Origin of the sequence: Sphingorhabdus sp., assembly GCF_044239045.1 — a bacterium.
Lineage (GTDB): Bacteria > Pseudomonadota > Alphaproteobacteria > Sphingomonadales > Sphingomonadaceae > Sphingorhabdus_B.
Genome location: NZ_JBIICD010000013.1, coordinates 43,382 through 55,434 on the forward strand (window position 1 = coordinate 43,382; position 12,053 = coordinate 55,434).

The following is a 12,053-nucleotide window of genomic DNA, read 5'->3' on the forward strand; positions in this document are numbered from 1 at the left end:
GGGGCCGTATAGTTATTTTAGGGAAAAGCACAAAGCCCGATCACGCCTTGTTCGACAGCAGCAACCAACTCGCAACGCCGTTTATGGCGGTGTAAGCGGCGTAGAGGAGTGACGCCGCTAAGGAACCTGCATTGGCCAACCACAGGGCGCCGATGAGCAAAGCCAGTTCAATGGCATAGCTTCCATAAGGGCCAAATTGGCCGCCGAAATAACGCTTGGTTTCTTCGACAAAAGGGTGACCAGATTCCGCCACCGCTTTGTGCATATAAAAATTGGCGATACCCAATAGAAAGCAGATGGTCAGCAACATAGGGTTGGGATCACGGTCCTTCGCGGATACCACGTGCTTCATTGCGCTCTGATTGCCGCTCCAGCGCGACCTTGATCATGGCGATGATGGGGTCGGCCAGTGCCAGCCCGAAAATGCCGAACAACGCGCCAAAGAGTATCTGTGCGCCAAGCACTAAAGCAGGAGCCAAATCGACCGCGCGCTTTGCGACCATCGGGACGATCAAATAACCATCTACCATCTGCACGACGAAATAGACGAAAATGGCGTAGAGCCCGACATCAACTCCGGCAGAAAATCCAACGAGGATGATAAGCGCCCCAGATATAATCGCTCCGATATTTGGCAGGAATGCGAGCAAGCCCGTGAGCACGCCCAGTAACGCCGCCATCGGCACGCCGCCAAGGCTGAGTAGCGCCCATGTGCCCACGCCTTCAACCGCCATGCCCAGCAGGCGACCCGCCATGAGGCGGCGCAGGACGCTCCCTATTTTTTCGGCGGTCCCATAAAAATGCGCACGCTCTGCCAAGGGCAACATCCACGCAACCCCGCGCTCATACATACGGGGCTCAGCGGCAATGAAGATGCCGAGAACGAGCATCATTGCAAGGTTTGTAACTGTGCCTACAACCGACGATACCGCTTCCGTGACGCGGCCCACAGAGTTTAAAATCTGTGAACCTAGGCCCTTCACATCCTCAGCAGAAATGTTGAAACCTGCAGCCTCAAGCTGGATGCCGATCCGTTCAATTTGCGTTCCGACAATAGCCTGAAGGCTTGCGGCCTGTGCGGCGAGTTCAGAACCTGTGAAAACAAATGTCCAATATATAAACCCAAATACAGCCAGCACGACAATGGTCAGGCGGAAGCCGCGCGGAATGGGCAATATGCGGCCAAGTAGCCGCGCGCCACCGTCGAACATCGCGGCAAGAACGATGCCTCCAATGATGAGCAGAATAGGTTGCGCAAGCCAGATGAAGGCAGCAACCAAGCTAGCCATGCCAATCCATACGGCGGCGCGCTTTATCTCGGAACGAATGAGTGGGTCGTAAAGCTCAGTAGGGCCTACCTCTTCGCGAAAGTTTTCATGCAGCTGCGCTGCTGGCTTTTTCCGCGTCCGGCGCGGCTTGCTTTGCGCAAGAGGAGGGATATCACTCACCTTGGCTGACCTTTTTAGGCCGCAAGCTGTCACCAGCGCGATCACCGCGGAGTGAACTGAACCAACTTGCCGGATTAAGGCCCGTGCTGCCATCGACCGAGAAGGTAATGATTTCTGCCCGGCCACCGATGCGATCCCATGATACCGGACCACCAAGGCCGCCAAGTTCTGCCGCTACGCGACTGTCGGAGCTGTTATCGCGGTTATCCCCCATCAGGAAAACATGACCGGCAGGGATTTTAACGGGCGCCATGTCATCGGTATCGCGCTGACGCGCATCAACGGTGTCATATTGCACCCCGTTTGGCAGGGTTTCGCGCATGATCGGCAAATGGCACTTCAGCACACCATCATCACCGCGTCTCAGTGCGCCCGGAAAGTCATAGTCATTGCAAGGGTTGTTGGCATCGATTGGTAAAATGAGGCTTGGCTGGGCTTCCTGCTTCACGGGCTTTCCATTCAGGAAAATCTGGCCAGCGCGCAATGCGATGGTATCGCCGGGCAAGCCAATGATGCGCTTGATCCAATCCTGATTTCGGCCCTTGGGCGTCAATATGACAATGTCCCCGCGCTCCGGCATCTTGCCCCAGACGCGCGTATTACTCTCCGGCAATGGCACCGCCAAGGCGTCCACCTCTTCGCGCAACACCAGCCAGCGGAATATCGCCACAGGATTGGGTATAGTCGGCGACACATGGCTCCATCCATAAGGATATTTGCTCACGAACAGCCGGTCCCCCACCAGCAAGGTTGGCATCATGGAGATTGACGGGATGTAAAATGGCTTCGCAATGAAGCTGTGAAAGGCCAGCACAGCCAGTAGAAGCCAGAACATGCCCTTGAACTCGGTCCAAGCTGCAGAAATCCAGCCTTGCTTTTCAGGTGGAGGGGTTGGCGGTGTTGCCTGGGTATCATTGTCGGTGGTCAAACTGGTCATGCCTTTTGCGACCTCAACGCCTCTATAATGACAAATGCCTGTGCCCACGGGTGATCATCCGTCAGCGTCAAATGAATATGGGCTTCATAGCCCGAAGGAATCATTGCGTCGAGCCGTGCTTTTGCGCCGCCCGTAAGCGCTAGGGTCGGCGCACCTGAAGGTGCATTGACGACGCCAATGTCCTTCATAAAAACGCCATGTTTGAAACCGGTTCCAACGGCCTTTGAAAAGGCCTCTTTGGCAGCAAAACGCTTCGCATAGGTTCCAGCTTTGGTAAATGGGCGCTTCGCTGCCTTGGCGCGCTCCACGTCGGTGAAAACCCGATTTTCAAATCGCGCACCAAAGCGTTCAATCGATTTGGCGATGCGTTCGATATTACACAGGTCGGAACCCAGGCCTATGATCATCGGGCAAGGTCCATAAGGTTGCGCATTTTACGCACACTTTCTTCCAAACCAATGAAAATGGCCTCACCGATGAGATAGTGTCCGATGTTCAGTTCGGCAAATTGCGGAATAGCGGCAATAGGCTGCACATTGTCAAAAGTTAGACCATGACCTGCATGGGGCTCGATCCCATTCTTTGCTGCGAGAGCCGCGGCATCGGCAATCCGGCGCAGCTCCATTTCGCGTTCCTCACCTTGTGCATGCGCATATTTGCCCGTGTGGAACTCCACAATAGGCGCACGCAAACGGATTGCCGCTTCGATCTGGCGCGGATCAGGCTCAATGAACAGGCTGACGCGGATCCCTGCGTCCGTGAGCCGCGTGACTATGGGCGCAAGATGATTGTGCTGCCCTGCCGCGTCCAACCCGCCCTCGGTCGTCCGCTCCTCGCGCCGTTCAGGGACGATGCACGCGGCATGCGGCTTATGCCGCAAGGCGATCTCGAGCATCTCTTCGGTCGCTGCCATTTCAAGGTTCAGCGGTAAATGTGTCGCGGCCATGATACGTTCGATGTCGGCATCGCGTATATGACGCCGGTCCTCCCGCAAATGCGCCGTAATGCCGTCACCGCCGACGGCCGCCACGATTTGTGCCGCACGCACCGGATCTGGATGATCCCCACCGCGCGCATTACGAATAGTCGCTACATGGTCAATATTCACGCCCAAGCGCAAGCGCGGCGACACGGGCGCTTGCGTCATAATTTCCGGCTACCCGGCTTTACCGCTTCGGTCGCAGCAAGCTCAGGTGGCAGTTCATCGGATGCGTAGGTTGGAAAGTTCAGCTGAATCAGCGGGAAAAATGGTACGCCGAGCTCAACTGCCCCCGCCGAACGGTCTACTACAGCCGCCGCGGCGATAACAACGCCGCCCGCCGCTTCGATCGCGGCAATTGCTTCGCGTGAAGACAGGCCAGTGGTCACGACATCTTCAACCATGAGGACTTTAGTGCCCGGCGCGAGTGTAAACCCCCTGCGCAAGCCAAAAACACCTTCGGGACGCTCCACAAACATGGCATCAACGCCAAGTACGCGTCCCATTTCATGGCCGATGATGATCCCGCCCATGGCGGGCGAAATAACCGCCTGAATCTCGGCCCGCAGCTCGCGCGGCATCTTTTGATTCATCGCCAGCGCAATGCGCCCCGCACGTTCGGGGTTCATCAGCATGCGTGCGCATTGCAGATAATGTGCGCTATGTCGGCCAGACGATAGTAAGAAATGCCCTTCAAGCAGCGCGTCGACGCTACGGAATTCCGACAGTATTTCATCTTCAGTCATGATGGGGAGAGTTTTCCTTGTTGGCCAATGTCGTCTTTTGCATGTCCGGTTTAACGGATTGCAACGCAAATAGGTAGAAGAGTGGTGCATTTAAATGCTAAAAATATTAAATCGACCGCTTGAGGGTTCAGGTTAGCGCGACTATAGGTCGCGCAAGTCCGGCCACCCACGGGTGAACCAGACATGCGCAAAGTTCCTGCGCCGCACCAAGGATACGGGGCCAAGTAGATGAATATGTTGAAGAAATTACTGGTTGTCTTCGCTGCAATGACTATGCCGTCATTGGTGATGGCGCAGCCAGCGAATCCTGCACCAGCGCCATTGACGAAAGAAGTGGCGGCGCCAGTTGTTGCAACGCCTGCCGCGGCACCGACCGCTGCGCCCGCCGCTGACGCGGCTGCACCAGCCGAAGCTGCGCCAAAATCCATGGATGGGTCGTTGCCGGGTTACACGCCAATGCGTCCTAATTATGAAGATAGCGTTGGCATGCCAAAGCCGAAGGAAATAGATTTCCAGGAGCAATTCACCGAAAACGGCCAATATGCAAAATGGATCAATAATGCGATCCTGCTGCCAATCATTACCATCATCTCCTTGTTTGTCCTTGGCCTCTTGCTTTGGGTGATCGTGCGTTTCAACCGCCGCGCCAATCCAGTGCCATCAAAGACGACACACAACACCTTTATCGAAGTCGTGTGGACCTTGGTTCCCGTGCTCATCCTGTTGGGTATCGCTTACCCATCGCTCGATTTGTTGGCGAAGCAATTTAAGCCAGCGCCGGCAGAGGCCGTGACCATTAAGGCAACCGGCTATCAGTGGTATTGGGGGTATACTTATCCCGACCATGGCGGGTTCGAAGTCATATCGAACATGCTAAAAGAAGAAGAAGACGTCGCCAAGGGCGAACGTTTCCGTACAGAAAATGATGGACCGAAGCTGTTGGCAGTCGACAATCGTATGGTCGTACCTGCGGGCGTGCCTTTGCGCATTCAAACCACTGCTGCAGACGTTATTCACGCATTTGCCATTCCATCGCTTTGGTTCAAGCTTGATGCGGTGCCTGGTCGTTTGAATGAGAAATCGGTGACGATTACCAAGCCCGGCGTTTATTTCGGCCAATGTTCCGAACTATGTGGCGCGCGCCATGCATTCATGCCGCTGGTTGTGGAAGCCCTTCCACCCGCACAATTTGCGGCTTGGGTGAAGGCGCAAGGCGGATCAATGCCCGGCGAAGAAAAGCCTGCACCTGCAGCGCCTGCTGCAACCGCGACCCCAACTGAAGCCGTTGCTGCACCCGCAGCAGCTGCGACCAATTAAGAAGGCCTAGACGGATGACAACGATTGCTGCCACAGGTACCGACCTCCACGCGCATGACCATCATGACGCAGACCATAAACCCGGATTTTTCGCGCGTTGGTTTATGTCGACCAACCATAAAGATATCGGAACGCTCTATCTGATTTTTGCAATTTTCGCAGGGATTGTGGGTGGTGCGATTTCTGGCCTGATGCGTATGGAGCTTGCTGCTCCTGGCATTCAATATCTGCAAGGCTGGGCATCGATGATGGCCGGCAAGGAAGCGTCGCTCGACGAAGCCTATCACATGTGGAACGTGCTAATCACGGCCCACGGCCTGATCATGGTTTTCTTCATGGTCATGCCCGCCATTATCGGCGGCTTTGGTAACTGGTTTGTGCCTTTGATGATCGGTGCGCCTGACATGGCGTTCCCGCGCATGAACAATGTCAGCTTCTGGTTGACCGTTGTGGCCTTCATCATGCTGTTGGGCTCGAGCTTTGTGCCGGGTGGTACGGGATTGGGCGCTGGAACCGGTTGGACCGTCTATGCGCCGTTGTCGACATCAGGCTCGGTTGGCCCCGCTGTCGACATGGCGATTTTCTCGCTTCACCTTGCCGGTGCAGCGTCGATTTTGGGCGCAATCAACTTCATCACCACCATTTTCAATATGCGTGCGCCGGGCATGACCTTGCACAAAATGCCATTGTTCGTTTGGTCGGTGTTGGTCACTGCATTTTTGCTATTGCTCGCTTTGCCTGTATTGGCGGCGGCGATCACTATGCTTTTGGTTGACCGCAACTTTGGCGGCGCATTCTTTGATGCGGCTGCCGGCGGTGACCCAGTGCTGTATCAGCATCTCTTCTGGTTCTTCGGCCATCCCGAAGTGTATATCATGATCTTGCCAGGTTTTGGCATCATCAGCCAAATTGTCGCCACCTTCAGCCGCAAGCCAGTCTTCGGCTATCTCGGCATGGCTTATGCTATGGTCGCAATTGGCGTCGTTGGCTTTGTCGTCTGGGCGCACCATATGTTCACCACGGGCATGAGTGTTGACATGAAAATGTACTTCACCGCCGCAACGATGGTGATCGCGGTGCCCACCGGCATTAAGATCTTCAGCTGGATCGCAACTATGTGGGGCGGCTCGGTTAGCTTCAAGACACCTATGGTCTGGGCAATGGGCTTCATCTTCATGTTCACCGTTGGTGGCGTGACGGGCGTTGTTCTGGCCAATGGTGGTCTCGATGATAACTTGCATGACACTTATTATGTTGTGGCCCATTTCCATTATGTGTTGTCGCTGGGTGCGGTGTTCTCGCTCTTTGCTGGCTTCTATTATTGGTTCGGCAAGATGTCGGGTCGCCACTTGAACGAATTCCTGGGTCATTTGCACTTCTGGATATTCTTCATTGGCGTGAACGTCCTGTTCTTCCCGATGCACTTCCTTGGAAATTCGGGCATGCCGCGTCGTTACCCTGATTATCCAGAGGCTTTTGCTTATTGGAACGGCGTGGCTTCGTTCGGCTATGCCATCATGGCCGTTGGCGTGCTTGTTTTCTTCGTCAATGTCATCTGGTCGTTGGTCGCTGGCCGCCGTGCCGAAGACAATTATTGGGGTGAAGGTGCGACCACGCTTGAGTGGACGCTGACAAGCCCGCCACCATATCACCAGTTCGAAACGCTGCCGGTTATTAAGTAACTGGCGGCGGTTCGCCGCTTTGAACGTCTCGAACGTTTGGGAATAGGCATGACAACCGCAACGCGTGACATCATTTTGCCAGCCGAGTGGCGCGATTTCTGGGCTTTGACCAAGCCGCGGGTTATGTCGCTTGTCGTGTTCACAGCGCTTTGTGGGTTATTGGCGGCACCTGGCAGCATTCATCCGGTGATTGGCTTTACCGCGATACTCTGCTTGGCCTTGGGTGCGGGTGCTTGTGGTGCGTTGAACCAATATTTCGAAGCGGACATTGACGCCAAAATGGCACGGACGGCTGGTCGTCCTCTGCCTGCGCGCCGGATGGACCGGCCGGCGGCGCTGAACTTTGGCATTGGTCTTGCCGCTTTTTCGGTGGGCATCATGGGCGTTGCGGTCAATTGGTTATGCGCTGCGCTGCTGGCTTTCTCGATCTTTTTCTACGCGATTGTCTACACCATCTGGTTGAAGCCCAACACGCCGCAAAACATCGTCATTGGCGGCGCGGCTGGTGCATTCCCGCCGGTTATTGGATGGGCGGCGGTAACGGGTGATGTAACGCTTTTGCCAGTTCTCCTTTTTGCGATCATCTTTTTGTGGACCCCACCGCATTTCTGGGCGCTCGCCTTGTTTATGAAAACGGATTACGGCGCAGCTGGAATTCCCATGCTCCCCAATGTGAAGGGGCAGCGGGTCACGCGTAACCAGATTTTCGGTTACAGCTTTCCCATGGCGGCGACGGCGATCTTGCCCTTCGCTTTGGCTGAAACAGGCTGGGTCTATGGCGTAGCCGCGGTTGTTCTAAACCTCGTATTTCTTGGTCTCGCTTACCGCGTCTGGAAAAACGATGCGGCTGACGCGACCGCGATGAAACCGGAAAAGCAACTTTTCGCGTTCTCGATCCTTTACCTGTTTCTCCTTTTTGCAATTTTCGCCTTTGACCGGATGGTAATATCATGACCCCGAATGAGCCGACTGCCTATACCGCCGAAGAAACGGCAATTATCCGTAAACGGCAGGCGGGACGCGCGCGGGTCATGGGCATTGCTTTGGTTGGATTGTGTATCTTGTTCTTCTTAATCACCGTGGTGAAAGTGGGAGTCTGGGGCTGATGGCTGTATCTAATGTAAAGACGGGTTTCCTCGCTGCTGGACTTGCAGTGTCAATGGTCGGCGTTGGCTTTGCAGCGGTGCCATTATACCGTTTATTCTGTCAGGTTACGGGTTTTGGCGGCACTACCATGCGCGTTGATGCTGCACAGGCTGCTACCGTTCCGGTTTCCAACAAAACGATCGTGGTGCGCTTTGATGCTAATCAGCGCGGCGGCCTGCCTTGGGAATTCAAACCTGAGCGCCCGACTGACACGGTCAGTATCGGCGCAAAGGATATGTCGATCTACCTTGCGAAGAATCTTTCCAATGAGCCAGTCACTGGCACTGCCACGTTCAACGTGACGCCAGCGCTTGCAGGTCAGTATTTCAATAAGATTCAGTGCTTCTGCTTCACGGAACAGACGCTGAAGCCCGGTGAACAGGTCCGCATGCCGGTTCTATTCTATGTCGATCCAAAAATTATGACCGACCCGGAAACCAAGGATATTGAAGAAATCACCCTTAGCTACACTTTCTACCCAGTCGAGAAGCCAAACATAGTGGACCCGACGGCGAACGGCAGCTAAGACATTTGTTAATCGATAAGACTACAGGGAATTGACCATGGCGGGTGCCAAGAATCACGATTATCATATTTTGCCGCCAAGCATTACGCCGCTGCTCGGTTCGTTTGCGGCCCTGACGATGTTCTTTGGCTTGGTGATGTGGATGCATCCCGAACAGTTTGCTTATGGCAGCTTGATTTTCGGCGCAGGCTTGATTGCTGTTCTCTACACTTTCTACGCCTGGTGGGCGGATGTCGTAAATGAGGCGCAATCGGGTGATCATACGCCTGTCGTGCAATTGCACCTGCGCTACGGCATGATCATGTTCATTGCGTCCGAAGTCATGTTCTTCGTTGGCTGGTTCTGGGCTTGGTTTGATTATGCCTTGTTCCCGGTGCCGCTGGAACTCGTCATCGACCCTGAAACGCACGCGTTTACGGTGACTAACCTTATCGGCCAAGAGGGTGCCGCGGCGTTGATGCAGTGGCCACCAAAGGGTTTGGAAGTTCTCGATGCGATGAAGCTTCCATTGCTCAACACGTTGATCCTGTTGTGCTCGGGTACCACCGTGACTTGGGCGCACCATGCGCTGATCCATGGCGATCGCGAAGGTCTGAAAAAGGGCCTTTGGCTGACCATTTTGCTCGGCCTGTTGTTCAGCTGCATTCAGGCTTATGAATATGCCGTAGCGCCGTTTCCATTTGGCGGATTGAACTATGGAACCGCCTTTTACATGGCGACAGGCTTCCATGGTTTTCACGTCATTGTGGGTACGATCTTCTTGATCGTGTGCCTTGCGCGTACTTACAAAGGCCATTTCACGCCAAAGCAGCATTTCGGTTTTGAGGCTGCCGCTTGGTATTGGCATTTTGTTGACGTTGTCTGGCTCTTCCTCTTCATCGCCATTTACATCTGGGGTGGCTGGGGCGCACCAGTCCACGCGTAAATGACGCCAGAACAATCCACAGAAGGGCAGCCCAGCATTGCTAAGGCTGCCCTTTTTGGTCTCTGCCCCCAATGTGGCAGTAAAACCCTGTTTGCGGGGCTTGGCCAGTTTGCGGACACATGCCCGAACTGCGGACTTGATATCAGCAGCTATAATGTCGGCGATGGACCAGCCGCATTGCTCACTATGGGCATTGGCACGTTGATTATCATATTGGCGTTGGTGGTCGATTCAGCTTTCCGTCCACCCTTTTGGGTGCATGTTATCATTTGGGTGCCGTTTACGGCGGCGCTTACGGTGGTAACCTTACGTATGGCGAAGGCTGGGCTTTTGTCTGCGGAACATCGCAACCGTGCGCGCGAAGCTGGAAAGAGTGATTTGCTATGAACCGTCTGCCCGTCATTCCAACTTTATTGGTCGCCCTTGCCGTTGCCACGATGATTGGCCTTGGTATCTGGCAGTTACAACGCAAGGAACAGAAAGACGCATTGCTGTCGCGCTATGAATCGGCGGTGGGATTACCAGCCGTTATATGGCCAACGGATCCTGACCCTGCAGCATTGCCGCTATTTCGTCGTTCCAGCCTCCTTTGCGCGCGCGTGGTGAAGATTGAGACAGTATCGGGTTCCAATGCTGCCGGTAAAGCAGGCTTTGCCCATATCGCGTCTTGCCGGACCAGCGAAGTAGAAGGCCCAGATGCCAAAGTGGCCTTTGGCTGGTCTGAACGGCCGCAATCACCCAGTTGGGGTGGCGGTCCCGTAGAAGGTATTGTCGCGCCACACGGAACGCAGCACATAAAGCTTGTTTCAACAGACGCGGTTGATGGTTTAGAGATATTAGCCGAGCCTTCGCCACGCCAGATTCCCAATAACCACCTGCTTTATGCCATACAGTGGTTTATTTTTGCCGCGGCGGCGACCATCATCTATTTATTGGCGCTTCGAAAGCGCACCAAAGCGTCTTGATCCTACCGACGGATATTCTGTTTTATTGTGTTGCTGGCGCCGCCGTCATCCTGGTGGGGCTTGCCAAGGGCGGCTTTGCAGGGCTAGGCGCGGCCGCCATCCCGTTGCTGGCGCTGGTCATGGATCCTGTGGCCGCCGCAGGGATGTTGTTACCCATTTTGATGGTTCAAGATATTGTCAGCGTCTGGGCATTCCGGCGCAGTTATGACGCGCGCACCTTGCTGCTCACCTTACCTGGCGCGGTAGTGGGGATATTTTTGGCCTGGTATCTCGCCTCTGTCATCCCCGCAGACGCCGTGCGCGGCTTTGTGGGCGTCATTGCCTTGGCCTTTGGCACCTATCGCCTACTGCCACTGCTTGGCCGCCCAGTGAAGCTCTCTGGCCCTGCACCCGAGTGGATCGGAACGATCATGGGAGGCATTGCGGGTTTCACGAGCCAGATCGCCCATGCTGGCGGACCACCGTTTCAGATTTGGGCGTTGTCGCGCAATTTCCCGCATCTGGTGTTCATCGGCACCTCGTCGATATTCTTTGCCATTATCAACTGGTTTAAAGTGCCCGCTTATGCCGCTTTGGGTCAGTTCAACGTGCAGAATATGACGTTGACAGCAATATTCCTGCCGCTCGCCATATTGAGTACATTGGCGGGTGTACGGCTGGTCAAACGCGTTTCGCCCGCGCGATTCAACGTCATCATAAATCTGTTAATGGTCATCATCGGCGCCGAACTGATTCGGCAAGCCATCTGGTGACTGCGCCCTATTTGGGCGACAGCACCATCAGCATCTGGCGACCTTCCATACGGGGATGTGCTTCAATTTTTGCGGTCTCGGTCGTATCGGCCTGAACCCGTTGCAGCAGCTGCATACCCAATTGTTGGTGCGCCAATTCACGGCCACGGAAACGCAGTGTGATCTTGACCTTGTCACCTTCTTCGATGAATTCGGCGACCTTCTTCATCTTGACCATATAATCATGGTCATCGATGTTGGGACGCATCTTAATTTCTTTGATTTCCTGGGTTTTCTGGCTCTTACGCGCCAAATTGGCCTTTTTCTGGGCCTCATATTTGAACTTGCCGATGTCCAGGAATTTGCACACGGGGGGATCAGCGTTCGGGGAAACTTCCACCAGATCGAGCCCAACTTCCGCAGCCTGCGCTATCGCCTCGCGGGTATACATGACACCCAGATTCTCGCCGTCATCATCAATGACCCGTACTTTTTCAACGGTGATTAGATTATTGTAGCGCGGTCCACTTTTAACAGGTGGGGTCATAGCGCGCCGGGTAGGCGGGGTGGCGATAGTCGATACTCCTTGTGATGTTCGGCAACGCCAATACAGCCAATTTGTCTGCAGATAAAGGCTTTAGCGGCGTAACT

Annotated in this window: 16 protein-coding genes; 9 read left to right on the plus strand and 7 right to left on the minus strand. The window is 54.7% G+C overall.

From position 1 onward, the window contains the following. Window positions 1-40: 40 nt before the first annotated feature. The 6 genes from ACILP4_RS06815 to pyrE are packed head-to-tail and all read right to left on the minus strand — an operon-like array spanning window position 41 to window position 4,110. Window positions 41-352 (minus strand): hypothetical protein, encoded by a 312-nt coding sequence (locus tag ACILP4_RS06815; RefSeq protein WP_395619985.1) that lies wholly within the window; start codon window positions 350-352, stop codon window positions 41-43. Then, complete coding sequence (locus ACILP4_RS06820) at window positions 321-1,448, minus strand: AI-2E family transporter (RefSeq protein WP_395619986.1); 1,128 nt, start codon at window positions 1,446-1,448, stop codon at window positions 321-323. The genes ACILP4_RS06815 and ACILP4_RS06820 overlap by 32 nt, the downstream gene beginning before the upstream one ends. Beyond that, window positions 1,441-2,385 carry a signal peptidase I gene (gene lepB, locus ACILP4_RS06825; protein ID WP_395619987.1) on the minus strand — a complete coding sequence of 315 codons (945 nt, stop codon included), beginning with the start codon at window positions 2,383-2,385 and terminating at the stop codon, window positions 1,441-1,443. Before lepB ends, ACILP4_RS06820 begins: the two co-directional genes overlap by 8 nt. Then, on the minus strand, window positions 2,382-2,792 hold the full coding sequence (gene acpS, locus ACILP4_RS06830) for a holo-ACP synthase (RefSeq protein ID WP_395619988.1): 411 nt from the start codon (window positions 2,790-2,792) through the stop codon (window positions 2,382-2,384). Before acpS ends, lepB begins: the two co-directional genes overlap by 4 nt. Further along, on the minus strand, window positions 2,789-3,532 hold the full coding sequence (locus tag ACILP4_RS06835; protein WP_395619989.1) for a pyridoxine 5'-phosphate synthase: 744 nt from the start codon (window positions 3,530-3,532) through the stop codon (window positions 2,789-2,791). The genes acpS and ACILP4_RS06835 overlap by 4 nt, the downstream gene beginning before the upstream one ends. After that, complete coding sequence (gene pyrE, locus ACILP4_RS06840) at window positions 3,529-4,110, minus strand: orotate phosphoribosyltransferase (RefSeq protein ID WP_395619990.1); 582 nt, start codon at window positions 4,108-4,110, stop codon at window positions 3,529-3,531. Before pyrE ends, ACILP4_RS06835 begins: the two co-directional genes overlap by 4 nt. A 228-nt stretch (window positions 4,111-4,338) precedes the next feature. On the opposite strand from pyrE, the gene coxB reads away from it, so the two are divergent. From coxB to ACILP4_RS06885, 9 genes are read left to right on the plus strand one after another with little or no spacing between them, the layout of a single operon-like run. Next, window positions 4,339-5,427 carry a cytochrome c oxidase subunit II gene (gene coxB, locus ACILP4_RS06845; RefSeq protein ID WP_395619991.1) on the plus strand — a complete coding sequence of 363 codons (1,089 nt, stop codon included), beginning with the start codon at window positions 4,339-4,341 and terminating at the stop codon, window positions 5,425-5,427. 14 nt (window positions 5,428-5,441) lie between these two features. Continuing rightward, window positions 5,442-7,109: a cytochrome c oxidase subunit I gene (gene ctaD / locus ACILP4_RS06850; protein ID WP_395619992.1), complete on the plus strand. Its 1,668-nt coding sequence runs from the start codon at window positions 5,442-5,444 to the stop codon at window positions 7,107-7,109. 48 nt (window positions 7,110-7,157) lie between these two features. Beyond that, on the plus strand, window positions 7,158-8,063 hold the full coding sequence (locus tag ACILP4_RS06855; RefSeq protein ID WP_395619993.1) for a heme o synthase: 906 nt from the start codon (window positions 7,158-7,160) through the stop codon (window positions 8,061-8,063). After that, on the plus strand, window positions 8,060-8,215 hold the full coding sequence (locus ACILP4_RS06860) for a hypothetical protein (protein ID WP_395619994.1): 156 nt from the start codon (window positions 8,060-8,062) through the stop codon (window positions 8,213-8,215). The genes ACILP4_RS06855 and ACILP4_RS06860 overlap by 4 nt, the downstream gene beginning before the upstream one ends. Beyond that, window positions 8,215-8,781, plus strand: a complete 567-nt coding sequence (locus tag ACILP4_RS06865) for a cytochrome c oxidase assembly protein (RefSeq protein WP_395619995.1) — start codon at window positions 8,215-8,217, stop codon at window positions 8,779-8,781. The genes ACILP4_RS06860 and ACILP4_RS06865 overlap by 1 nt, the downstream gene beginning before the upstream one ends. Before the next feature lie 37 nt (window positions 8,782-8,818). Next, window positions 8,819-9,706, plus strand: coding sequence for a cytochrome c oxidase subunit 3 (locus ACILP4_RS06870; protein WP_395619996.1), 888 nt, complete (start codon window positions 8,819-8,821; stop codon window positions 9,704-9,706). Next, complete coding sequence (locus tag ACILP4_RS06875; protein WP_395619997.1) at window positions 9,707-10,093, plus strand: DUF983 domain-containing protein; 387 nt, start codon at window positions 9,707-9,709, stop codon at window positions 10,091-10,093. It begins immediately after the preceding gene. After that, window positions 10,090-10,671: an SURF1 family protein gene (locus ACILP4_RS06880; protein ID WP_395619998.1), complete on the plus strand. Its 582-nt coding sequence runs from the start codon at window positions 10,090-10,092 to the stop codon at window positions 10,669-10,671. Before ACILP4_RS06875 ends, ACILP4_RS06880 begins: the two co-directional genes overlap by 4 nt. Next, window positions 10,668-11,423, plus strand: coding sequence for a sulfite exporter TauE/SafE family protein (locus tag ACILP4_RS06885; protein ID WP_395619999.1), 756 nt, complete (start codon window positions 10,668-10,670; stop codon window positions 11,421-11,423). The genes ACILP4_RS06880 and ACILP4_RS06885 overlap by 4 nt, the downstream gene beginning before the upstream one ends. A gap of 7 nt (window positions 11,424-11,430) precedes the next feature. On the opposite strand, the gene infC is transcribed toward ACILP4_RS06885, so the two are convergent. Then, entirely contained in the window at window positions 11,431-11,949 is a 519-nt protein-coding gene (infC, locus tag ACILP4_RS06890) for a translation initiation factor IF-3 (RefSeq protein ID WP_125231149.1), read from the minus strand. Window positions 11,950-12,053 lie beyond the last annotated feature (104 nt).